The 24,057-nt window shown below is 62.7% G+C and carries 19 protein-coding genes; 15 read left to right on the plus strand and 4 right to left on the minus strand.

Annotated features, from left to right (window positions below; genetic code table 11):
• Positions 1-70 precede the first annotated feature (70 nt).
• Entirely contained in the window at positions 71-2,374 is a 2,304-nt protein-coding gene (locus BLW56_RS04890) for a TonB-dependent receptor (RefSeq protein ID WP_093509497.1), read from the plus strand.
• Positions 2,375-2,500: 126 nt separating this feature from the next.
• Here the strand turns inward: BLW56_RS04890 and BLW56_RS04895 are convergent, their stop codons facing one another.
• Positions 2,501-4,069: an acyl-CoA synthetase gene (locus tag BLW56_RS04895; RefSeq protein ID WP_093509498.1), complete on the minus strand. Its 1,569-nt coding sequence runs from the start codon at positions 4,067-4,069 to the stop codon at positions 2,501-2,503.
• A gap of 55 nt (positions 4,070-4,124) precedes the next feature.
• On the minus strand, positions 4,125-4,526 hold the full coding sequence (locus tag BLW56_RS04900) for a cupin domain-containing protein (protein WP_177175826.1): 402 nt from the start codon (positions 4,524-4,526) through the stop codon (positions 4,125-4,127).
• Positions 4,527-4,703: 177 nt separating this feature from the next.
• Between BLW56_RS04900 and BLW56_RS04905 the strand changes: the two genes are divergently transcribed.
• The gene (locus BLW56_RS04905) at positions 4,704-5,393 is read left to right on the plus strand and encodes a TetR/AcrR family transcriptional regulator (protein WP_093509500.1); all 690 of its coding nucleotides are present in this window, start codon (positions 4,704-4,706) and stop codon (positions 5,391-5,393) included.
• Here BLW56_RS04905 and BLW56_RS04910 read toward each other — a convergent pair.
• Positions 5,380-6,039 (minus strand): TetR/AcrR family transcriptional regulator, encoded by a 660-nt coding sequence (locus tag BLW56_RS04910; protein WP_093509501.1) that lies wholly within the window; start codon positions 6,037-6,039, stop codon positions 5,380-5,382. The genes BLW56_RS04905 and BLW56_RS04910 overlap by 14 nt on opposite strands.
• A 144-nt stretch (positions 6,040-6,183) precedes the next feature.
• Between BLW56_RS04910 and BLW56_RS04915 the strand changes: the two genes are divergently transcribed.
• From BLW56_RS04915 to BLW56_RS04960, 10 genes are all read left to right on the plus strand, one after another.
• Complete coding sequence (locus tag BLW56_RS04915) at positions 6,184-7,350, plus strand: amine dehydrogenase large subunit (protein ID WP_256203305.1); 1,167 nt, start codon at positions 6,184-6,186, stop codon at positions 7,348-7,350.
• Positions 7,350-7,868 carry a MauE/DoxX family redox-associated membrane protein gene (locus BLW56_RS04920; protein WP_093509502.1) on the plus strand — a complete coding sequence of 173 codons (519 nt, stop codon included), beginning with the start codon at positions 7,350-7,352 and terminating at the stop codon, positions 7,866-7,868. Before BLW56_RS04915 ends, BLW56_RS04920 begins: the two co-directional genes overlap by 1 nt.
• Positions 7,865-8,455, plus strand: a complete 591-nt coding sequence (locus tag BLW56_RS04925; RefSeq protein WP_093509503.1) for a redoxin family protein — start codon at positions 7,865-7,867, stop codon at positions 8,453-8,455. The genes BLW56_RS04920 and BLW56_RS04925 overlap by 4 nt, the downstream gene beginning before the upstream one ends.
• A 30-nt stretch (positions 8,456-8,485) precedes the next feature.
• Positions 8,486-9,040 (plus strand): methylamine dehydrogenase light chain, encoded by a 555-nt coding sequence (locus BLW56_RS04930; protein WP_093509504.1) that lies wholly within the window; start codon positions 8,486-8,488, stop codon positions 9,038-9,040.
• Complete coding sequence (locus tag BLW56_RS04935) at positions 9,037-9,480, plus strand: c-type cytochrome (protein ID WP_093509505.1); 444 nt, start codon at positions 9,037-9,039, stop codon at positions 9,478-9,480. The genes BLW56_RS04930 and BLW56_RS04935 overlap by 4 nt, the downstream gene beginning before the upstream one ends.
• Positions 9,477-9,935 (plus strand): cytochrome C, encoded by a 459-nt coding sequence (locus BLW56_RS04940; protein ID WP_256203306.1) that lies wholly within the window; start codon positions 9,477-9,479, stop codon positions 9,933-9,935. Before BLW56_RS04935 ends, BLW56_RS04940 begins: the two co-directional genes overlap by 4 nt.
• 28 nt (positions 9,936-9,963) lie before the next feature.
• Positions 9,964-12,192, plus strand: coding sequence for a TonB-dependent receptor (locus tag BLW56_RS04945; protein ID WP_256203307.1), 2,229 nt, complete (start codon positions 9,964-9,966; stop codon positions 12,190-12,192).
• Positions 12,193-12,204: 12 nt separating this feature from the next.
• Positions 12,205-13,614 (plus strand): aldehyde dehydrogenase family protein, encoded by a 1,410-nt coding sequence (locus BLW56_RS04950; RefSeq protein ID WP_093509506.1) that lies wholly within the window; start codon positions 12,205-12,207, stop codon positions 13,612-13,614.
• A gap of 30 nt (positions 13,615-13,644) precedes the next feature.
• Entirely contained in the window at positions 13,645-15,297 is a 1,653-nt protein-coding gene (locus tag BLW56_RS04955) for an AMP-binding protein (RefSeq protein WP_093509507.1), read from the plus strand.
• Between the two features lie 531 nt (positions 15,298-15,828).
• Positions 15,829-17,844: a prolyl oligopeptidase family serine peptidase gene (locus BLW56_RS04960; protein WP_093509508.1), complete on the plus strand. Its 2,016-nt coding sequence runs from the start codon at positions 15,829-15,831 to the stop codon at positions 17,842-17,844.
• A 236-nt stretch (positions 17,845-18,080) separates the two neighbouring features.
• Here BLW56_RS04960 and BLW56_RS04965 read toward each other — a convergent pair whose 3' ends face one another.
• A complete protein-coding gene (locus tag BLW56_RS04965; protein ID WP_093509509.1) occupies positions 18,081-19,136 on the minus strand; it encodes a Glu/Leu/Phe/Val dehydrogenase family protein in 1,056 nt (351 codons plus the stop codon).
• 63 nt (positions 19,137-19,199) lie between these two features.
• On the opposite strand from BLW56_RS04965, the gene BLW56_RS04970 reads away from it, so the two are divergent.
• From BLW56_RS04970 to BLW56_RS04980, 3 genes are all read left to right on the plus strand, one after another.
• On the plus strand, positions 19,200-19,703 hold the full coding sequence (locus BLW56_RS04970; protein WP_218140488.1) for an Lrp/AsnC family transcriptional regulator: 504 nt from the start codon (positions 19,200-19,202) through the stop codon (positions 19,701-19,703).
• A gap of 7 nt (positions 19,704-19,710) precedes the next feature.
• Positions 19,711-20,397, plus strand: a complete 687-nt coding sequence (locus tag BLW56_RS04975; RefSeq protein ID WP_177175827.1) for a Crp/Fnr family transcriptional regulator — start codon at positions 19,711-19,713, stop codon at positions 20,395-20,397.
• Between the two features lie 66 nt (positions 20,398-20,463).
• A complete protein-coding gene (locus tag BLW56_RS04980) occupies positions 20,464-23,952 on the plus strand; it encodes an indolepyruvate ferredoxin oxidoreductase family protein (protein WP_256203308.1) in 3,489 nt (1,162 codons plus the stop codon).
• Positions 23,953-24,057 lie beyond the last annotated feature (105 nt).

Genomic DNA, 24,057 nt, shown 5'->3' on the forward strand with positions numbered 1-24,057 from the left:
AGCGAACTGGGTGTCGGCAGGCGTCACGGGCGATCCGGCATCCGATGTTTCAAATCAAAGGGGATGTGGGATGAGAATGAAGCCATGGATGCTCGCGGGCTCCGCCTGCCTGTCAGCGGTGGGAATGCCGGCCTTTGCACAGGTTGCGGAAAGCGCAACGAGCGCACGGACAGACGAAGGCGAAATCGTCGTGACAGCGCAGCGCCGCGAGGAAGGTCTTGAAGACGTCCCGATCGCTATCACCGTCCTTAGCGGCGATACAATCGAGAGCTTCCGGTTCCAGGACGCCACCCAGATCGTTCAACAAATCCCCAATATGAGCGCCACCAACACGCTCGGTGCCAGCGCGCCGCTCTTCTCGGTAAGAGGCATGAGCAACGCCGACTTCAACCCCTCGTCGAACACGCCTGTCCCAATTTACGCCGACGACATCCTAATCAACAACGTCACGGGCCAGGGTTTCGCGCTCTTCGACTTGCAACGGGTCGAGGCGCTGAAAGGCCCGCAAGGCACATTGTTCGGCTATAACTCGTCGGCAGGCGCCATCCAGTTCATCTCGCGCCGCCCGACGAGCACGCTCGAGGGTTCGGGGTCAGCCTCGTTTGCGGGCCATGGCGAGCGCACCCTCAATCTCGCGGTCGGAGGACCGATCGCCGGCGACAGCGTCAGGGGACGCCTCGCCTTCTTCGGACGGCGGGACGATGGCGACTTCGTCAACATCAACGATGGCGAGCGTATCGGGAAAGACAATCGGTGGTCGGTCCGCGGGTTGCTCGACATCGACCTCGCTTCCAACGCCAGCGTCCTCCTCAAAGCGCAATATGGCAAATATGATGGCGCCCCGTCGATCCGGCCGACCGAGCAAGCCGTCAACAACTTCACCGGCGAAATTCTAGGGAATAAGCGCGAGATCCGTCAGGAACTCGGCCAGTATGAGAATGTCGAATATGGCGAGCTTTCCTCGCGTGCCAATATCGATCTCGGACCTGTCGGCCTCGACCTGATCACCGGCTATCTCGACATCAAGTCGGGGCTCTCCACCAATTTCTTCGATGGAACGCAAATCGGCTTGCTCGATCTTGGCTATGGAGCCGGGCCCGTGCAGACCGCGCTTTACGGCGTCCAGGGCGGCACTGCGCACAGCAAGCAATTTTCACAGGAAGTGCGGATCACGTCGCAGACCGACGGTCCGCTCTCCTTCATCATCGGCGCCTATTATCTGAAAGAAAAGCTCGACGGCAGCATCTGGTTCTACGCCGGCGACGATTCGGGCGCGTTCGGCTATTTCGGCACCGATCCGGCCGCCTTTCTCACCTACAGCATCTATAAGCAGAATCTTTCGTCTGCCGCACTTTTTTCGCAATGGGATTACAAGTTCAACGACAAGCTGAAGCTGACCATTGGCGGGCGCGTCTCCTGGGACAAGCGCTCCCTCGACCTCAGTTTTGCAAATTATGATGGTGCGACGACCTTCGTCAATCCCGCCGCCATCGATCCGCTCCATCCGAAATTCTCGGACGTCACCGACCTGTCGGGCCTCGAGCGTTCGCAGCAAAAGCGCGACTGGACGAACTGGAGCGGACGGCTCGCACTCGACTATCAACCGTCGCCAGACACCTTGCTTTATGCAAGCCTGTCGCGCGGGGTAAAGAGTGGCGCCTTCAATACCGCGGCGCTCGTGGACATCTCGGAGGCCAATTCGATCGGGCCCGAGACCGTTCTCGCTTACGAAACTGGCGTCAAGCTGACGCTCGCCGACCGGCGTATCCAGACGAACTTCGCGGCCTTCTACTATGATGTCGACAATTATCATCAGAAGGTCGTCGATCAGTTCGCGCGCGAGTTCCTCAGCAGCGCGGACAAGGTGGAGTTCTACGGGTTCGAGCTCGAGGCCACTGCACGTCCGATCGACATCATGACCGCAAAGCTCGGTGCCGGCTGGCAGAAAGGCAAGTATAAACGCTTCATCGAGCCGACGGGTACGGGGCCGATCGACCGGTCAGGCAACATCGTACCGGGTACCGGTAGCTGGACCGTCAACGGCCTCGTCAAACTCGATCTGCCGATCGGAACGAAGGCGCTGATCTCGCCGCAGGCCGACTTCAACTATGTCCAGGGCAACTATTACTGGACCGGAAACGGGGTGAAGGCGCCGCAGCTCACGCCGGACAGCAAGACGGACGACTTCTTCAACCTCAATCTCCGCCTGACGTTGCAGGACGCCGACGAGCGCTACGGAATCACCTTCTTCGTCCAGAATGTGCTCGACCAGTTTCGCGTGGTGCGGCGCAACCCGGTCTCGTTCCTCGACAACACGCTCAGCGGTTATTCACCGCCGCGAACCTTCGGGGTGAGCATCAACGGACGCTTCTAGAAGAGGAATTCGAATGCCGGGGCGGCCAGTTCCCTTCCGTCCCGGCCGACACTCTCCTCCGACTGCCCCGGCGCTTGGCCTCGACAGCGCGCGCCGGGGATTTTCTTCCGCAGGGAATGGTTGTCTCTAGGCCGGCGCCGCGGCGTCGCGGGTGAGCAACTGCTCACGAAGCCTGGACTTCAGGATCTTGTTGGCACCGCTAAGCGGCATCGGCGCGGCGCGCGTCTCGATCGATCGAGGGCATTTATAGTGCGCGATCCGCTCGCGGCAAAAGGCGATCAGTTCCGCTTCGGTCACGGCAGCGTCTTGGCGAAGCCGGACCACGGCGTGCACCGCCTCGCCCCAGTGCGGATGCGGACGCCCGAACACCGCGCACTCGGCGACGGCAGGATGCGCCGCCAGTATATTCTCGACTTCCTGCGAATAAATATTCTCCCCGCCCGAGATGATCATGTCCTTCAGGCGGTCAACGATGAACAGATATCCTTCGTCATCGAGGTACCCGGCGTCGCCGCTATGCATCCAGCCATCTCGCAGCGCCTCCGCAGTCGCCTCGGGACGGTCCCAGTAGCCAAGCATCACATTGGGACCGCGAACCAATATCTCGCCCGTCTCTCCCGGAGGTAGCGGCCGTCCTTCGGGGTCCGCGGCGATCACCTCACACGAAAGAACGGGACGCCCGGCCGATCGCAGCCGGCCGCTGCCGCGAGCTTCAGCAAGATGGTCGCGCCATCCGAGGATAGTCGCGACCGGCGAAAGTTCGGTCATTCCGTAGGATTGGAGAAAGCGAAGCTGCGGAAGTGCCGCCATCATCTCGTCGAGCAAGGGTTCGGGCATCGGCGCGGACCCGTATGAGATCATGCGGAGCGAGCCCAAATCGCTGGTCGCGAGACTGGGCTCATCCAGCATCGCCCGAAACATGGTCGGAACGAATGTCGCGTGCGTGACACGCGCGCGCTCGATTTCGGCGATCACGTCGGCGGCGACGAAGCGCGGCAGAACGACATGGGTTCCGGCGGCCTGCGTCACCGAAAAAAGTCTCGCGGCGGAGGCGACGTGAAAGAGCGGCCCGTGGTGGAGATGGACCGTGTCCCGACCAAGACCCAGCTCCGGTATCGTGTTCAGACTATTCGCGATGAGGTTAGCATGGCTGAGCATGACACCCTTGGCGGCGCTCGTCGTGCCGCTCGTATAGAGGAGACAAGCAAGTGTATCGCCGCCTTCCTCTGCCGCTGCGACGGGATCGAACTCGGCGACCAGCGTGTCGAACGACCGCAGCCCAATCGGCGCGGAGCCGTCCCCGGCGTGTATCAGGCGCGAACGGCCGCAGATCTCGGCAAAGCTGTCCGCATAGCTAAGATAGTCATCGCCAAGTATGATCGCATCGGGCCGGCTATCTGCGAGCTGCGCCTCGAGCTCGGGCTTCGATAGCCGGTGGTTGAGCGGAACGATGGCTGCTCCCGCGTGAATAACGCCGAAGAAAGCTTCGAGCGAGCGATGCGAATTGAGGGCAAGCAAGGCGACACGCGCGCCGGGGCAGACCCCCATGGAATGGAGCGCGCCCGCAAGCCGCGCGCAGCGTTCGGCGAAGGTGCACCAGCTAAAATTTTTGGCGCCGTCGATGATCGCCACGCCCTCGCCGCGCAATAACACCGCGCGCCGGAGCGCTTGGTGAATGGAGAGCTCATGACCCATTCAATCCTCCCCGACTTCTGCCCCTACAGCGCCGACGGCACGCTTTGCTCGCCCCTCAGCGCCGCAGTGCCGGCGACATCGCAAAGAGCTTGCGAAACTCGCCGCTGATGCTGGCATTACCCGAAAATCCCCGCGGCAACAGGAAAGACTCTCCCGCACTGAATTTGAGCGCGCCCTCTCCCTTGTCGGCAAATTCTATCGTGCCGGAGAGGATGTACCAGAGTTCGTCGCTAGGATAGTCAGTCAGCGTGACTGTACCTGGTGTGCCCTGCCAGATGCCGACGGTCATCGCGCCATCCTCGCTTGTGTGAACGCTGTGCACGCCGCCGCGCACAAAGGGTTCACCCGGGCCAGCAACCTTCGCTTCGCAGGCAATCGGTGCGGCAAGATCGATAGGTCTGACCTTCAGCGTCCCGTCCTCGGCGCTTCCCCCTGCTTCGCTTGATTTATCCGACATGGATTGGCTCCTCTCGCGCTCTGCCACGGGGGCTATCCCCGGCGACGAAGCCATCTCGAAATATTTTTGACATCTGTCAAGTTTTGATCCGGCTGCGCGCGGTTGTGAGGCACGGCCGCCAGTTCGCGTGACTTCGCCTCATCTGCCGCATAAGACCTTGGGCGGCTGTTCGCGTTGATGCAGGAAGGTTCAAAATTGCCTGATCTCGATTTCTCGATCCTGAGGTTTGTTCCTCGCGAACGTGGCTATGCGAGGGGCCAAGAAGGGTTCGAGCTGATCCTCAAGACTGCGCTGTCGGTGCTCGTCGAGCATGGCTATAAGGATATGACGCTGCGCCGGATCGCCAAGGAATGCGGCATGAAGGCCGGCAACATCAGCTATTATTTTAAGTCGAAGGACGATCTCGTCCGCGCGCTCCTTCAAGCAATCTCGCGCAGCTATGAGGACGCCATCAGCAGCGCGACCGTGCAGGCCGGCAGCGACCCCGAGCAAAGATTTATCGATCTCGTGACCTTCATCCTGCGCGACGGGACGACGCGGCAGACCAGCTACATTTTCCCGGAACTTTGGTCACTGGCGAACCATGACCCGTTCGCGAAGCAGTGTATCGACGAACTCTATCTTCGCGAGCATGAGCGTTTCATATTGATCATCGGCGAGCTCAATCCCACCCTCGAGGCAGAAGATCGGACGATATTGGCCGCGCTCATCCTGTCCTCCGTCGAAGGCATTGCCGTCTTCGCGGGCTATGGCAAACTCTGGCAGGACCGGATGCCGCAGTTGCAAGATGCGGCGTGCCGGGGCTTTCTGGATCTTATCAAGTCGGCAAAACCGGGAGACTGCGGCAAGATGCCTAGCTCGTCATGAGATCTTCAGTACGCAAAGTCCTCGCCAGTTCAACAAAGGATTTTCTCGCCAAGAGCTGAATGAGCGGCATCTTGGCGACCCAGGGCTTCTCGTATCCGGCGAACAGGGTCATTCCCTCCATCGATGCCGACATGAAGAGCGCAAGGATTTCCCGCGCCTCGGCGGAGAGACCCGGGTTGATCTCCGCGACGAGCTCGTTGAGCGAGACGCGAGCGCGCTCATAAAGCTCGTTCATCCTCTCGGTGACGAAGCTGTCGTGGTTCGACATCGCCCATAGCTCGGGGAAGAAACGCGTTGTCTTCTTCGTGGTGATGTCGTCGAGTATGAGTGCGACGAGATTCTCGAGCCGGGCTTCGGCGCTTGCACCCGGCTCGTGGATGATTTCATCGAAGGCCTCCTCGTAGCTGCTGATCACTGCGTTCAGCAGCTCGCGAATCAGCTCTTCCTTCGATTTGAAATAATAGTTGAGGCTACCGACGTTCATCCCCGACTCGGTGGCGATCCGGCGCAACGTCAACGCTGACGCACCATGGTCGACAAGAAGCGAAAGCGCCGAACGCAAGATCTGCTCGAAGCCATCCTGACCGCGCGCGTAGCCGCCGATCCGCGGCGTAATCTTCAGGTCCGGAACGATAAAATTGGACAATTTCGAATGGCCTCCTGCTCCCGCCTAGCCAACTCAGTCCAATCGGACAAGCGCCCGACTTTACGCACTTGACTAACTTTAGTCATCTGCATAATTTTTAACACCAGAGGCCGGAAGCCGGCAACGGGTCAAAGGGAGATCGGGATGGCGCGCGTTGAACATTTGGCGCTTTTTGCGATGGCGCTGATCGCGGCCGGCGCTGCCGATGCCGCCGATTTTCCCCAGCCGCTCCCCGAAGAGGCTGTTCCAACTGTCACCGAACTGCCGGCTCGCTATCCCGATAGCTGGGTGTTCGTACACGACCTGCATTTCAACAGTCTGCCCGACGGCCGGGTAGCGATCGTTGACGTTGCGAAAGAGAACCACAATCTCGTCGGACAGATTCCGGTCGCCCAGTTCGGCAACATCCTCCCCTCGTCGAGCCGCGGCGAGATTTATGTCGGCGAGACATTTTACTCGCGGTTGACGCGCGGCGAGCGAACCGATGTCATAACCGTCTGGGATCCGAAGACCCTCGCGCCGAAGGACGAGATCATCCTTCCCGGCGGCAAGCGCGGCTTGTTCGTCACGCAGCGCAACAGCCTCCAGTTCACCAACGGCGAGAAATGGGCGCTCGTCTTCAACTTCACTCCCGGATCTTCTGTAACCGTCGTCGATCTCGTTAGCCGGAAAATTCTGTCCGACGTCGACCTTCCGGGGTGCTCACTCATCTACCCGACCGGTCCCCGCGGCTTCGCCTCGCTCTGCGCCGATGGCACGATAACCAGCATCGCGCTTGATGCGGCCGGAAAACCAGGCCCCGCGGTCACGAGCGAGGCTTTTAACGATATCGATGACGATCCACTTTTCATGACCCCGGCGATGGTCGGGCGCACCGGCTGGTTCGTGAGCTTCAAGGGCAATCTGCGCGCCATCGACTTCGCGGGGGCCGCGGCAAAGGATCTGGGCGGCTTCGCAATTCCGAACCAGGCAGGTGGCGAGCCCGCATGGCGCCCCGGCGGTTGGCAGGTCATCTCGGCCGACCGGGCCGGCCTGCTTTACGTTCTCATGAATCCGAAGGGCGGCGAAGGCTCGCACAAGGATGGCGGCACCGAAGCCTGGGTCATCGATCCGAAGGCGAAATCGCTTGTTCGCCGCATCGCGCTCAAGAACCATAGCGTGTCGATCGAGGCAACGCAGCAGGACAAGCCGCTGCTGGTCGCTTCGCGCCCGGATGGCTCGCTCGACGTCTATGATGCCGCCAGCGGCACATTCGTCCGCACGATCGTGAACGTCGCGCACGACCCGATGACGATGACGGCGGTTCGTTGATGTCCGCGGTTTTCCCAGTTCTCGCGCTGTTCCTCGCGGCGATGCTCGCGACCTCGGCGGTGCATAAGCTCGCGCAGCGCACAAGGCTGACGCAGGCAACCGCCAGCCTGTTGCGGCTGAACCCGGTCGTCGCGATGCCGGTGACGATGGCGGCGGCCGCAATCGAGGCGGCGGCAGCGTTGGCGCTGTGCTTCCCCGCATCGCGCACTGGCGGTGCGCTGCTCGGCGCACTCTTGTGGGCGCTCTATGCGATGGCCCTGTCTGCGGCACGGCGGCGGGGTGACGCGATGATCGACTGCGGCTGCGATTTCGGCAAGCCGCGGCACGGGATCGGCCGCTTCGCCATCGGCCGGGCTGGCGCACTCGCCGCGGCCGCACTTGCCCTCGCCTTCTCACCTACAATTGGCGGCGGCGTCGATATCCAGTCGATCCTCGCCGCTCTCGCCTTTGTCGCACTGCTCTTCGCCGCGGGCGAAATTGCCAATCTTCCTTCCACTCGCAGGAGTGTCGCCCGATGACCGGATTTTTTCTCACCTCGCAAATCCTGCTGTGGATCGCCATTGCGGTGCTCTGCGTCCTTGTCGCGGCGCTCGCGCGGCAGGTCGGCGTCCTGCACGAGCGCATCGCGCCGGCCGGCGCGCTCACCTTGCATCAAAGGGTCATTGTCGGGGACAAGGCGCCCGAACTGACGCTACGGTCGCTCGAGGGCAAGGAGGTCGCGATCGGCGGCAAACGACAGCGCCGCGGCCAGCTCATCTTCTTTCTCTCGCCCGACTGTCCGGTGTGCAAAACGCTTCTCCCCGTGGTCCGGTCAGCAAGCGCCGCTGAGCGCTCATGGCTCGATGTCGTGCTCGCGAGCGACGGCGATACGGCGGCGCACCGCCGGCTGGTGATGTCCGAGGGTCTGGCAGGCTTCGACTATGTGCTGTCCGAGGACCTGGGCCGGTCGCTCGGCGTCTCGAAGCTCCCCTATGCGGTGCTGATCGACGAGGCAGGCAACATCGCCTCGCTCGGCCTCGTCAACAATCGCGAGCATCTCGAAAGCCTGTTCGAGGCCAAGGAACGCCGCGTAGCTTCGATTCAGGATTATCTCGCGCGCGGCTGAACGCCCGAAAAACACCATGAAAGGGACGATATGTCGGGTCTCGACAAATTTTCGGAGAAGCTGACACGACAGGTCGCGCGCGCGACCTCGCGGAGAAGCTTGCTGACCTTGATCGGCGGCGCGATCACCGGCGCCGCGGCTTTTCCCGTGCTGCCGGTATCGCGGGCACAAGCGCAGACCCATGGTCATGGCGGCGACAAGGTCGCGCCGCAGACGACCGGCAATCCGCAGGACCCCGGCGACCAGACGCAATGCGACTATTGGCGCTATTGCGCGATCGACGGATTCCTCTGCAGCTGCTGCGGCGGCACGGCAAGCAGCTGTCCGCCGGGCACCGAGATGTCGCCGATCACCTGGATCGGGACCTGCCTTAACCCCGCCGACAATCGCTCCTATATCGTCAGCTACAACGACTGCTGCGGCAAATCATCCTGCGGACGCTGCCTCTGCAACCGCAACGAACGCGACCGGCCGATGGTCCGCCCGCAGGCGAACAACGACATCAACTGGTGCCTCGGAACGTCGAGCTCGGTCTACAATTGCTCGACCGCGGTGATCCTCGGCGTCGCGCTGGAGCAGCAATGATGCGGCGGCTGGCGATGCTGCTCGGTCTCGCAGCCCTCGGGGCGCAGGCACCGGCAACCGCGCAGGACGGCGCGACGATCTACAAGCGCTGCGCCGCTTGCCACCTCGCCGATGGTGCGGGTGTTCCCGGCGCCTTTCCACCGCTGAAAGCCGATGTCCGCGCGCTCGCAGCGACCGCCGCCGGTCGGCGCTATCTTGCCCTCGTCGTGATCCGCGGCGTGTCGGGACCGATCACGGTCGCCGGAAAAGTCTATCGCGGGACGATGCCCGCGCAGGCGGGTCTCAACGACACGCAGGTAGCTGCGGTGCTCAACCACGTCGTGCGCGGGTCGAACGCAAAGGCGTTCACGGCGAAGGAAATCGCGGGATATCGCGTCGGCGGCGCATCGCTTTCGCCCGCGGCAGTCGCCAAGCTGCAACCGGGTGCCGCCGGCAAATGAAATGGCTTGCCGCCCCTGCGCTGATACTGGCGACCGGGGTGGCCACGGTCCCATCCGAGGGCAGCCAATCCGAGCCGATAGCGGGCGTCGCCAACCCGGCGCGCGCGCGGCAGAACTGGATCTTGTCGTGCCAGGGCTGCCACCGCGCCGACGCGACCGGCTCCTCCACGACGACGCCGACGATGGCCGGATATGTCGCGCGGTTCCTCCAGGTGCCGGGGGGCCGCGAGTATCTGGTGCGTGTTCCGGGCGTCGCCACCGCCGCTCTGTCCGACGCCGATCTTGCCGAGGTGATCAACTGGTCGCTCGTCCGGTTCGACCCCACGAATATTCCGCCCGACTTCACACCCTATTCGGCCGCCGAGGTCGGGAGGCTGCGCCTGAAGCCGCTGCGCGCGGAAGCGGCCACAGTCCGCGCGAACATGGTCGCGCGCATGTCGGAGAAACAGCACTAATAATAGTGGGAACAGGGGAGTATATCGAATGCGCAATGGAAAAATGCGTCGTCTGACCTGCTCGGCGCTCGCGCTGCTGCTCGCCGGTGTCTCGGCGCCGGCGCTCGCCCAGCAAACGTCCGAAACGACCGCCAAGCCTGCTGCCGCGGAGACGAGCGACGGCACCGATATCGTCGTCACGGCGCAGAAGCGCTCCGAGCGGCTGCAGGACGTTCCCATCGCTGTCAGCGCGATCGGCGGAGAGGCGCTCGAAAAGTCGCGCGTCATGAGCGCGGACGAACTCGCGGGCAGGATCGTCAACCTACAGCTTACCTCGACCGTCGGAGACAATACCCCGATATTCGCGCTGCGCGGGGTCTCGATGTCGGACTATAGTCTCAACCAGGCGAGCCCCGTCGCGACCTATTATGACGAAGTCTACAAAGGCAATTTCGCATTCCTGGGCGTCGCAATGTACGATCTCGAGCGCGTCGAGGTGCTGCGCGGCCCGCAGGGCACGCTCTATGGCAAGAACACCACCGGCGGTGCGGTCAACCTGATCAGCCGGACGCCGGAACTCGGCGGCACCGAAGGCTATCTCAACCTAGGCTACGGCAATTACGATCGCTATGAGGCCAATGGCGCGCTGAACGTGCCGCTCGGTGAAACCTTGGCGGCGCGCGTCGCCTTCACCTTTGCGCGCGCCGACGGCTGGTTCAAGAACCAGCTGCCGGGCGAACCCGACCTCGCGAGCGTGCGTGAATATGGCATACGCGGCAGTCTGCTTTTCGAACCCAGCGACAGCGCGCGCTTCGTCCTGCGCGCCTCGACAAGCTACCAGAACCCGCGCAACTACGGCATCTATGCCCAGCCCGAAGCGGTAAATCGTCCCGGCCTAAGCCGCCGCCAGATCGAGGCGAATGTCACCGACCGCCGCCGTGCGCGCACATGGTCGGTATCGCTGACGGGCAGTTTCGATGTCAGCGACACCCTCGCCGTCACCAGCGTCACCTCCTGGGACAAGGGCCGGCTCAGCTTTTATGAGGATACCGACGGGACAGCGAGCGAACTGCTCGAGATTCCCTACGTCGACCGCGCGACGCAATTCGCGCAGGATCTGCGCCTCACAAGCGACTTCGGCGGCCCGTTCAACTTCATTCTTGGCGCCTATTTCAACCGCGAGAAGGTCTATAATCAGACAACTTTCGAGATCGGAAAAGACATTGATTCCGATGGCCTGCCCGGCGTCACCGACGGTGATTGTGCAGTCGGCTTTCCCTTGGGCTGCCTGTTCCGGAACAGCTTCGACCAGGTTAAAAAGAGCTATGCGCTCTATTCGGACATGAGCTTCGAGGCCACCGACGCGCTCACGCTGCGCGGCGGCATCCGTTTCACGCATGACAAGGGTGTCCAGAGCGATTTCGAGGCCAATGCCTTCGGCCCCAACGAAGTGCTGGTGATGAACCTGATCCCGCCGTCGCGGCTCGATTACAGCACGGAAAATCTGTCGGGCAAGATCGGCGCCGACTACAAGGTCAACGCCGATGTGATGCTCTACGGCAACTACAGCCGCGGCTATCGCGCGCCAAGCTTCAACGCGCAGGCCTTCTTCGACCCTTCGGAACTTTCGGTTGCGAAGGCAGAGAAAATCGACGCATTCGAACTCGGGGTAAAAAGCCAGTTTGCCGACCGCCGCGTCACCCTCAACATGGCGGCCTTTCATTACACTTACAGCAACCAGCAGTTCATCAACGTCGATCCTGCGACCGCAGCGCAAACGCTGCTCAACATTCCGCGTTCGCGTATCCTCGGCGGTGAGGCCGAACTGACCGTTCGCGCCAGCGACATGCTGACACTGCGCGGCGGGCTTGGCCTGCTCGACACCAAGATCAATCGCGGCACGGTCAGCGGCGTCGATGTCAGCGGCAACCGGCTTTCGAACGCGCCGAAGCTGACTTTCTCCGGCGGTTTCGATGCGACGGTGATCGACGGCGGCAGCGGCAAGCTCAGCCTGCACGGCGACCTCGCCTACTCGTCGAACCAGTATTTCGAAGTGCTCAACATCCCTCGCCTCCGCCAGAAGAGCTACCTACTGCTTTCGGGGCATATCGACTGGGTGTCGGACGACGGACGCTGGACGGCGTCGCTATGGGGCAAGAACCTCGCCAACAAATTCTATTTCACCTCACGCGTCGACCTGCTCGCGGGCTTCGGCTTCGACTATAACCATGTTGGATCACCGCGAACCTACGGCGTGACCGTGGGCACCAAATTCTGATCGGAGAGAGAGATGCCTGATTACAAGATGCTGATCGGCGGCCATCTGGTTGACGGCGACCACGCGATGGACGTGATCAACCCCGCAACCGAGGAGGTGTTCGCCACCGTCGCACGCGCCTCCGAGCGGCAGGCGGGCGAAGCGATCGAGGCGGCGGAGATCGCCTTCCCTTCCTGGGCCGAGGTCCCGATGGCAGAGCGGCAAGCTCACGTCATTCGACTGGCCGACGCTATCGTGACCAACGCCGAGAAGCTGGCGCGCGCGCTCACACAGGAACAAGGCAAGCCGCTCGCCGAAGCTCAGGGCGAGATCGCGTGGGCAGAAGGCTATCTTCGCCATTATGCGACGCTCGAGATCGCCGAGCGCACGATCCAGGACGACGCGAGCGGACTGATCCGGGTGCGCCGCAAGCCGCTCGGCGTCGTCGCCGGCATCATTGCCTGGAATTTTCCGTTGCTGATGGCCTGCTGGAAAATTGGACCGGCGGTGATCGCGGGCAATACGATCGTCCTGAAGCCCGCGCCGACGACGCCGGTCACGGCGCTGATGCTCGGCGAACTCTGCCGCGACATCTTTCCGGCTGGGGTGGTCAACATCATCGCCGACGACAATGATCTTGGCGGATTTCTCACCGCAGACTCACGCATCGCCAAGATCGGCTTCACCGGTTCGACCGCGACCGGCAAGAAAATCATGGCGAACGCCGCCTCCGGGCTCAAGCGGCTGACCCTCGAACTCGGTGGCAACGACCCGGGGATTGTCCTCGACGATGTCGATGTACGCGAGACCGCGCAGAACATCTTCAATGCCGCCTTTCTGAACTGCGGACAGGTCTGCCTCGCGATCAAGCGCGCCTATGTCCACGACAGCATTTACGATGCGATGTGCGATGAACTCGCGCGCCTCGCGGAAGCTGCGGTGGTGGACGACGGACTGGCACAGGGCGCGCAGATCGGGCCGATCCAGAACAAGGCGCAATATGAGAAGGTCAAGGCCTTTCTCGAGCGCGCGCGCGCGGACGGAACGGTGGTGGCCGGCGGCGAGGTCATGGTCCGCGCCGGATACTTCCTGCGCCCGACGATCGTTCGCGATGTCACCGATGGCGACCAGATCGTCGACGAGGAACAATTCGGTCCGATCCTCCCCGTCATCCGTTATTCGGACATCGACGATGTCGTCGCACGCGCCAATGCGTCCCCTTACGGTCTCGGCGCCTCGGTGTGGTCGCGCGACGTCGATCGCGCACTTGCGGTTGCCGACCGGATCGAAAGCGGTTCGGTCTGGGTCAACCAGCACATCGCCATCGGGCCGCATATCCCGATGGCCGGGGTCAAGTCGTCAGGCCTCGGCGTCGAGCAGTCCGAGGAGGGACTTGCCGAATATACGCAATTGTCCGTGATCAACGTGGCGCGCGGAGGCTGATGCGTGACGAAGGTTTGTAACAGCAAGAACATGACCGACAGTTTCGTGCGCGGGGTGGAAGACCCCGACCTCCTCGAATTGACGATCGGCGACTGTTTCGATGCCAGCGTTGCTCGCCAGCCCGAAGGCGAAGCGCTTGTCGTCAGGCACCAGAATGTCCGCTGGACCTGGCGCGAGCTCAAGGCACAGGTCGACGCGGTTGCCGCCGGCCTGCTCGAACGCGGCCTGAAGCCCGGCGACCGGGTCGGCATATGGGCGCCGAATTGCGCCGAGTGGGTGATCGTCCAGTTCGCGACCGCGAAGGCGGGCCTCATCCTCGTCAATATCAATCCGGCCTACCGTGTGGCCGAACTCGACTATGCGCTCAACAAGGTGGGTTGCGCGGCGCTGATCCTCGCCCCCTCGCACAAGAGCAGCGACTATGTCGCGATGCTACGCGAACTTGCGCCCGAGCTCGTCACCGCCATGCCAGGCATGCTTCGTGCCCAGCGGCTCCCCGATCTCCGTCTCGTCGCGGTGCTTGGCGAAGGCGAATATGCGGGATGCCTCGCCTTCTCGTCGCTCAAAAGCGACAACGTCGGGATTCTCGACGATATTCGCCTCGACCCCGCGATGCCGGTCAACATCCAGTTTACCAGCGGCACCACGGGCTTCCCGAAGGGTGCAACGCTGTCGCACCGCAATATCCTCAACAACGGCGCTTTCGTCGGCGCGCGGATCGGGCTCACCTCAAATGACCGCATCTGTATCCCGGTGCCGCTCTACCATTGCTTTGGAATGGTGATGGGCAATCTTGCCTGCGTGGTCCACGGCGCGGCGATGGTCTATCCCGCCGAAGCTTTCGATCCCGAGGCCGTGCTTGCGACCATCGAGACCGAGCACTGCACCGCGCTCTACGGGGTGCCGACGATGTTCATCGCGGCGCTCCAGCATCCCGATTTCGACCAGTTCGACCTGTCGTCGTTGCGTACCGGCATCATGGCGGGGTCGCCCTGCCCGATGGCCGTGATGCGTGAGGTCATCGATCGCATGCATATGAACGAGGTGACGATCGCCTATGGCATGACCGAGACGAGCCCGGTGAGTTTCCAGAGCGACACCGATGATCCGCTCGATCTGCGCGTCTCGACCGTCGGCCGCGTCCAGCCGCACCTCGAGGTCAAGCTCGTCGATCTCGGCGGCAATATCGTCCCGCGCGGCGCGACCGGCGAGCTGTGCACGCGCGGTTACTCGGTGATGCTCGGTTATTGGGACGACAAGGATCGGACGGCCGAAGCCATCGACGAGGATGGCTGGATGCACACCGGCGACCTCGCGACCATCGACGAGGCTGGCTACTGCCGGATCGTCGGCAGAATCAAGGACATGGTCATCCGCGGCGGAGAGAATATCTACCCGCGCGAAATCGAGGAGTTTTTGCTCACCCACCCCGATATCGTGGATGTCCAGGGAGTTGGCATTCCCGACGAAAAATATGGCGAGGAGATGTGCGTCTGGATCGTCCAGCGCGCCGGCGCGCGCCTTAACGAAGACGCTGTTCGCATGCACTGCCGCGGCCGCATCGCGCACTTCAAAATCCCGCGCCATATCCTCTTTGTCGACGAGTTCCCGATGACCGTCACCGGCAAGGTCCAGAAGTTCGCGATGCGCGAGCAAACGGTCCGAATTCTCAAACAGCGATAATTTCAGGAAGCGCCACGCGCGGGAACGACGAAATGGCCGGTTGGGGACTAGCGGCCCTCCCGCCGGATTCGAAACGAGCGGACATCTGTTGCAGGCAAAGCGCTTCGGCGCGCACGCTGCGCCTCTTTCCGTCCTGATTGTCGGCGACGGCGCTATTGGATAATTCCGAACCGCGGCCGCGCGGCGCGTCTTGCCGAGTCTGGCACCTTCGAATTCCGAAAACACGCATATCGACGATGATCCTGCCCGCGCACGCCACCGATGCGCGACTGGCGTCCGGAGAAAATAACAACGAAACCCTAGTCTCCGCGATAGCCGTCCGCGGTATCCGGGTGCGCTGCCATGCAGACCATTTTTCGCCTGACTTTCAGGGAATGCCCATGCGCTTGTCATCCGCGGGTCCGACCGTCGTCGCCCTGCGCGGATTGCTGTCTTGACACTTTTTAGAAGTCGAGAGAAAAGACTTTCTAGAATTAATGATAAAAGTCGACCCGACCGGTCGTCCAACCATTCACTGGAGGAAATTTTGCGATGACCCAAAGCGGGGATCAAGGCAGGGAGCGGGAGGCACTGGGCTGGCTCGAGGAGGACAGCGATCCGGCGACGATCGCCTGGCAAGAGCAGGCGAACGCCCTGACGGTCGACGAACTTGCGGCCTCCCCTAACGCTGCAGCGGTAACCGAGGTCGTAAGGAACACGTTCGTCGATCTCTTCACGACGACCGCGCCGGAGCGCTTCGGCGACATATGGTTTCGGAAGGTCCAGCCTGCCGGACAGGGCAATGTCGTCCTGACAGCTTCGTCCGAGCCTACAGGGCAAGGCCGGCTGCTCGTCGACCCCGGTTTGGACGGCCCGAACGCAAATCTCGCAGTTTGCCTTCCCTCGCCCGACGGCATGATGGTGCTCGTCGGCATCGATGTCGATGGCGACCTGCGCTGCCGGCTGGTGAAAGTGGCTGATGGAACAATAATAAGGACGTTCGAGAATATCACTCAGGCAGGCCTTTGCGCCTGGGCGCCTGACAACGACGGTTTCTTCTACCAGGCACTGGGGATCACGACGATCGAGGGGCAAATGGTTCCTCAAATGCAGGTCTGGTGGCAGCCGCTGACCGGCGAAGCCGAGCAGCAGGCGGTCGACCTCAACATGCCCTTCGCCTGGCCAATGACTGCACGAGAGAGCCGCTGGCTGGCGATCACCGGTCCGCAGACCGGACCCCGGCCGCAATGGATCAAGCGGCATGGCGACAGTGATTGGACGCGTTTCCTGCCTGATGCCTCGGCGATGTACCGCGGCGCCTTCATCGGCGACGAATATTGGGCGATCACCGACGATACCTCAGGATGGTGCCGCCTCGTAGCAATCCCGTTGGCGAGCGCGGACGACCGGTCAACGTGGCGCGAGATCCTTGCGGATCACGAGGAATGCAAGCTCTTGTCGATCACCCGCTGCGGCGACTATGTCGCGCTTGCGACCATTGAGGGTGGCGCGATGCGGCTCAAGTCGCTGGACATCAAGGGCAACTATCTGGGCGCCGTCCCGTTGCCCGAGGGCGGCGCATTCGGGGTGATGCCTCTTGGCTATATCGGCGCGAATATGTTCAATATTGTCGGGGCGGACGGTAATGGCTGCACCTTCGTCCACAGCACTCTCGACAGCGGTCCCAGCGTCTATCGCGCCGACCTCGCGTCGCTTTCGCTCGAACAGCTCGAGCCACCGGCAAATCGGCTTGCCGATCGCGAGGTGCGGTCTTTCGTCGTCGAAGGCCCGCACGGTCCGGTGACCTATTGGGTGATGCGCAAGGCCTCGGTTCCACTCGACGGCTCGGCCGCCGCTATCGTGACCGGCTACGGCGGTTTTAACATGCCCGAGCTGCCGCATTATATCCCCATGGCGGCGGCCTGGACAGAGCTGGGCGGCATCTGGGTCCACTGCCAGCTCCGCGGCGGCGGCGAACGTGACACCGAGTTCTGGCATGCCGGACGCATGCATCGCAAGCAGGGAACATTCGACGACTTCTACGCGGTGCTTGCCGACATCCACGCCCGCGGGATCACCACGCCCGAACGAACCGGTATCTGGGGTACGTCGAATGGCGGGCTTCTGGTGAACGTCGCGGTGACCCAGCGGCCCGAACTGATTGGCGCGGCCGTGGCGCAAGTGCCGGTCAGCGACCTCATGGCATTGGGCCGTGACCCCGTGTCGCTCAACATCGTCAAGGCAGATTATGGCGACCCCGATGTTCCCGCCGACGTGGCGGCGATGCGCGCCTATTCGCCCATTCAAAACATACGCGCCGGCGTCCGCTATCCTGCCCTGCTCTGCGATGCCGGCGCTCACGATCCGATCACGCCGCCTTGGCACAGCCGGAAAATGGTGGCGGCCATCGAAGCCGCCAGCGTGTCGGGACGCCGGGTACGGCTCCGGGTTCGTGATGGTGCAGGCCATAACCAGATGACGGCGGAACGCTTCATGCAGCGGGATATCGATGAGCTGATCTTCTTTTGTGACGAACTCGGCATGAAGCTGGGCCAGCCATCGGATTAGCATTCGATGCAGCAGGCATCGCGATCACCGCCTGTCCCGGTCGACCGGAAGATTTGGCTTCGGCTGGCGCTTGCCCTCGGCGCCGGCTCCCGACGGGCTCGGCCAGTCTGTATTTTGTGTAAAGCCACCGAATGCCGCGGGAGCTTCCGCTCAAAACCATATTGCTTTCGAGCGGAAGCTTTAGACTCCGGCAGCGGCCTGCCTCACCGGGCACGATAATTTGCCTGGAACCCTTTTCAGGCTTCCCTCGGGCCATTCGCCTTTGTCAGTCGAGCGAGCGCGATCACATCTGCCGCCCGACCCGGAGTAATCCCGTGGTCGCGCGCATGCTCGAGCACCTTGGCCGTTACATTCTGTATATTGCGGGCCCGACCGAGCGCCGAGTCCAGATCGAACGGGATACCTTTTTCAGGCACGCACAGCACGCCGCCTGCGTTGACGACAAAGTCGGGGCAATAGACGATATTGCGCGCAGCCAGTTTCGCATCCTGGTCAGGGTCGCTCAACTGATTATTCGCCGCTCCCGCCACCACCGCGGCGCGAAGCTGCGGTATTGTGCCCGGGTTGAGCACTGCACCCAGCGCGCAAGGAGCGTAGACGTCGGCCTCGACGGCATGGATAGTCCCAGCCTCGGCCACGACGGCGCCAAAGCGATCGCGAGCACTGGCGATCCGCGCCTCGTCGATGTCGTAGACAATCAGCTGTCCGCCGTTCTCATGGATCAGCTGGCATAACCTCATGCCGACCTTGCCCAACCCCTCGACCGCGACAACGCTACCCTTGATGCCCGGCAAACCAGCGAACTCCAGTCCAGCCTTGATGCCGTGGAACACGCCAACGGCGGTGCAGAGCGCAATTTCTCCGGCGTCATCCATCGGCAGTTCGCGGACATGGCGCGTCGCCGTCCGCATCAATCGCACATCGGCCGTCTCGATCCCGGCATCCTCGCCCGTTACATAGAGCCCACCCAACCGCTCAAGGCAGCGAGCGAATGCCAATATCCGTTCCGACCGGGTGGCTTCATCGCGATTGTCGATGATCACGGCCTTCGCGCCGCCATAGTCCTGACCACTGATGGCATATTTGTAGGTCATGCCGCGTGAAAGCCGCAGCGCGTCGCTCAGCGCATCCTGTTCGCTTTCATATGCCTTCATCCGGCAACCACCCAGACCCGGCCCCAGCGTGGTGTCGTGCACCGCGATAAAGGCGCGCATGCCGCTGGCCTTGTCGGTGCAATAGATAACCATTTCATGATCATCAAAGTCCGGATGGGAATAAATATTCAGGGACATCGCCTATTCTCCGAATCAAGTTCACCTTTGCGGTAAATATGGCTAATATGATTCGACAAGAAAATGGATGACATGATGCCAACACAAGAAACGAATGGCGATCAGCCGTCGACACGGCGCCCCCGCGAGCTCGACCCGGTGGACCGAAAAATATTAGGCCTGCTGGCCCAAAACGCCGATCGAAGCTTTGCCGAACTCGGCGAATTGCTGAATCTTTCGCCTCCTGCGGTCCATGAGCGGGTGAAGCGGATGAAGCGGAACGGCACGATCCGGCGCACGGTCGCCATGCTCGATCCGGACAAGGTCGGGCGCGACCTCCTGGCGTTCGTGCACCTCGAAACCAGCAACTGGGAGACCACCCGGCAAGTGCTCGACATGGCCTCGCTCGACGCGATCGAGGAAATTCACACGGTCGCGGGCGACACTGCCATGATCCTCAAGGTGCGGACCGCATCCACAGGTGCGCTCGAGGAGTTCCTGAGCGGGTTGCACCAGATGGATGGATTCAAGCGCGTCAAGACCTTCGTCGTCCTTGGCACCTATCAGGAACGCGGCACCCTGCCCTGAGGCCCCGATGGAAAGCGTCCAGCCGAACTTCCAAAGCTTCGACCTGCTGCAATGGACTTCGTCCGTTACGGCCGAGGCCTTCACCGCGGCGGCGAACCCCCGCCGGGTGGCGGCCGGTAGCCTGATCTATCAGCAGGGGGACCCCGGCCCCGAAATGTTCCGCATCGTCGAGGGCGCTGTTCGCGTGTCGGTGTCGCGTGACGACGGGCGCGAGATCATCTTTCTTTTCTTCAGCGCAGGCGACTGTTTCGGAGTGTCCGGGCTGATCGATGGCGAGGCGATGCCCCAGACAGCCGAAGCGATCTCGCCCACCGTGCTCCAGGTGATCAGCGCTCCGGCCTTCACCCGGCTGCGAGAAGATCATCGCGATTTCGACAATGCCCTGCTCAGACTGCTCGCGCTCCAGATGCGCTTCATCAGCACCCATTTCATCGAGGCAAGCCTGTCCAGCCTTGCGAGCCGCGTCTGCGCCCGCCTGATCGAATATGCCCGCCCGGCACCAGGCGAAGCGGCAAGCGTGCGAATTTCACAGAATGAACTGGCGGCAGCGGTCGGCGGATCGCGGCAGCGGGTCAACCGCGTGTTGCGCCAATTGCAGGCCGAGGGCCTGATCACGACGGATTATGGCGCTATCCGGATAATCGATCCCCGCGGACTGCGCCATTTCTATCATAAGACACCGTCGCATAGGTGACAGTCTGTCCCGGCGGCCGCGGCTATTGTGCCTTTCACAAGAAGCGCGGGGGACGGGATGCCACAGGTGATCGAACAAAATAAGAGATTCGGCGTCGCGCTCGATGACAAGTGGACGGTCCGCTCGGGATGCATCTTCCTGAGCGGCACTCAGGCAATCGCCCGTGTCCTGCTGGCGCAGAAAGAGCTCGATCAGGCGAGAGGTCTGAACACCGCGGGCTATATCAGCGGCTATCGCGGCTCGCCGCTCGGCGGCGTGGACCTTGCGCTGTGGTCGATATCGGACCGCCTCGAAAGAGCGAAAATCACTTTCGCCCCCGGGGTGAACGAGGATCTTGCGGCCACCGCGGTGCGCGGCACGCAGCAGATCGATGCCGTGCCTAATCCCCTCTTCGACGGGGTGTTCGCGGCATGGTATGGCAAGGGTCCGGGTGTCGATCGCTCGGGCGATGCGCTAAAGCATGGCAACTACCATGGCGCGCATCCCAATGGCGGCGTCATGGTTTTCTACGGCGACGATCACGGCGGCAAGTCGTCCTCGGTGGCGCATCACAGCGAGCAGGCGATGGCGGCCGCTCTGATCCCCTCGTTCTATCCCGCCGACGTCGGGGAGATCATCGAATATGGCCTGCTCGGCTATGCTCTCTCGCGCTACAGCGGTGCATGGGTAGGCATGAAGCTTGTCAATGAGGTGGCCGAACAGACCGCGACGGTCGATCTCGATCTCGACCGCTTCGCGCCCATCCTCCCCGCCACCGACCATATCCCGCCTGAGGGCGTTCATGCGCGTCAACGCGTCTTCGCGCCGCTGCGCGAGGAACAGATCATGCTCGATCATCGTCTGCCGATGGTGCATGATTTCGTCCGCGCCAACGGAATCGATCGGACCATATTCCGCGCGGCGGAGCCGCTGCTGGGCCTCGTCACCGCCGGCAAGAGTCACGGCGATACGATGCAGGCGCTTGCCCTGCTGGGCCTCGATACAGAAACCGCCGCCACCCTCGGCCTGTCACTGTTCAAGCTGGGGTGCATCTGGCCGGTCGAGCCCAGCGCCATCACCCGCTTTTCGCGGGGCCACCGAACCCTGTTCGTGATTGAAGAGAAGCAGGCCTTCGTCGAGCCGCAAATCGCTGCGTTGCTGATCAACGAGGCGGAGCGCCCGCGGCTGATCGGGAAATGCGACGAGGACGGGCAGCCGCTCCTCCCGCAGGCGCCCCAGCTCGATCCGGGCTCCATCGCCCTCGCAATTGTGGGCCGCCTGCGCGCACTGGAGCGGACAACGCCTCAAATCGAAGACGCAGCCGCCCGGATCGCGGCGCGAATCGGCCAGAGGGCCACCGCCGCCGATGTGCCGAAGCGCAGCCCCTTTTTCTGTTCGGGCTGTCCGCACAGCCGGTCCACCCGCATCCCTGAAGGCAGCGTGTCGATGACCGGCATAGGCTGTCATACCATGGCCGCCTTCGCGCGCCCCGAAGAAGCTCTGCCGCCAACCCACATGGGGGCGGAGGGGCTCAACTGGGCGGGCCTCGCGCCGTTTACCGGCACGCGGCATATTTTCCAGAACATGGGTGACGGGACCTATTATCATTCGGGCCTGCTCGCGATACGCGCCGCGGTCGCCAGTGGTGCGAACATCACTTACAAGATCCTCTATAACGACGCCGTGGCGATGACCGGCGGTCAACCGGTCGACGGGCCGATTTCAGTTCCGGAAATCGCCCGGCAGGTGAAAGCCGAGGGCGTCAAGATTATCCGCCTTGTCAGCGACCGGCCCGAGCTGTGGCGCGGCAACGCCGACCTGCCGGCCGATACCACGATCCACCACCGCGACGACCTTGATGCCGTACAACGCGAGTTGCGCGAGATCGCCGGCTGCTCGGTCCTGATATACGAACAGACCTGCGCTGCGGAGAAGCGTCGCCGCCGCAAGCGCGGTCGCTATCCGGATCCGGCGCAACGCCTGTTCATCGCCGAGGAGGTCTGCGAGGGCTGCGGCGACTGCTCAGCCCAGTCGACCTGCGTCAGCCTGATGCCGGTCGAGACCGAACAAGGCACCAAGCGCAAGATCGACCAGTCGAGCTGCAACAAGGACTACTCGTGCCTAAATGGCTTCTGCCCGAGCTTCCTGACCATTCGCGGCGCAGCGCTGCGCAAGCCCAAGGTCGGCAAACTCGACGACACACTGTTCGCGGGCCTGCCCGAACCGCATCTTCCGGCATTGGGCGACACCGCCTACAACATCATGATCGCGGGCATCGGCGGCACCGGCGTGATTACCGTCGCCGCAGTGATCGCCATGGCCGCGCATATGGAGGGCCGTTACGCTTCTGCCTTCGACATGACCGGCCTCAGCCAGAAGAATGGCGCCGTGTTCAGCCATCTGCGGATCGGTGCCAGCGCCGGGGCGATTCACGCGCAAAAGCTCGGCCGCGGCGAAGCCGACGTGCTGCTCGGCATGGACGCCGTCGCGGCGTTGGCGGACGATTCGTCAAGCACTGTGGCCAAAGGACGCACGTCTGCACTCGTCAGCGGGCAGGCTCCGCCCACCGCCGCCTTCCAGTTCGACCGCGACGCAAATGTCGACGTGCGCCTGCTCCTCGCCCGGCTGAAGCGCACGCTGGGCGAGGACGCCGTATCCCACATTCCGGCCAGCGCCCTAGCGCTGCGGCTCCTCGGCGACACGGTGGGTGCGAACATGCTGATGGTCGGCGCGGCGTCCCAGCGCGGTCTGTTGCCGGTCGGCCCTCAAGCGATCGAACAAGCGATCCGACTCAACGGAACGGCGGTGCCGTTCAACCTCGACGCCTTCCGGCTCGGGCGATTGCTGGCATTCGAACCGGATCGCGTAGCCGCCTTGATGCCGCAGCCCGAAGCGCCGAGGGCGCAAACACTCGGTGAACTGGTCGAGAGCCAGGCGCTTCGGCTTGCCGACTACCAGAACCTGGCCCTCGCCGCGCGATACCGGCGACTGGTGGAGACGGTCGCGGCGGCCGAAGCGAGGGTCCGTCCCGGAAGCGACGCACTCGCTTTCGCCGTGGCGCGAACGCATGCGCGGGTCTTATCCTACAAGGACGAATATGAGGTCGCCCGCCTCCTGTCATCCAACCGGCTGTGGAGCAGCCTTTCCGATGTCTTCGCCGAAGGCGGCAAGGTCACTTTCAACCTCGCGCCGCCGGTCCTGCCCTTGGGGGAAAGGGGCCGACGCCCGCGCAAGCGCGAGTTCAACGCGCGGCTCTGGCGCCCGATCTTTCGCCTGCTCGCCCATGGCAAAGGGCTCCGCGGCACAAGGCTCGATCCATTCGGCTATTTTGCGGAACGCAAGGCCGAGCGCGCTCTGGTCGATCATTATGAGGAGCTGGTCACAAACACGATCGAGGCGCTGACCCCTGACAATCTCGACGCCGCGCTCCGGCTGATCCGGCGCGTCGATCAGATTCGCGGATTCGGGCCGGTGAAGGATGCGGCGCTTATCGCCTATTACGAGGGCCTGCCACGAGCCTTGGCCGACTTCGCAGCGCAAAGCGCCACACACAACCCAACTGTCGTCGCGCAATGAAGCGCCCTCGCCCCGACCAGATATCGTTCAAAGCGAACCCGCGATCTTCAGTCAGTCGGGTTCGAGGGGACCCTCGCAGATAGTAAGCTGGCAGCTATGAGCGCA

This window comes from Sphingopyxis sp. YR583 (assembly GCF_900108295.1).
Lineage (GTDB): Bacteria > Pseudomonadota > Alphaproteobacteria > Sphingomonadales > Sphingomonadaceae > Sphingopyxis.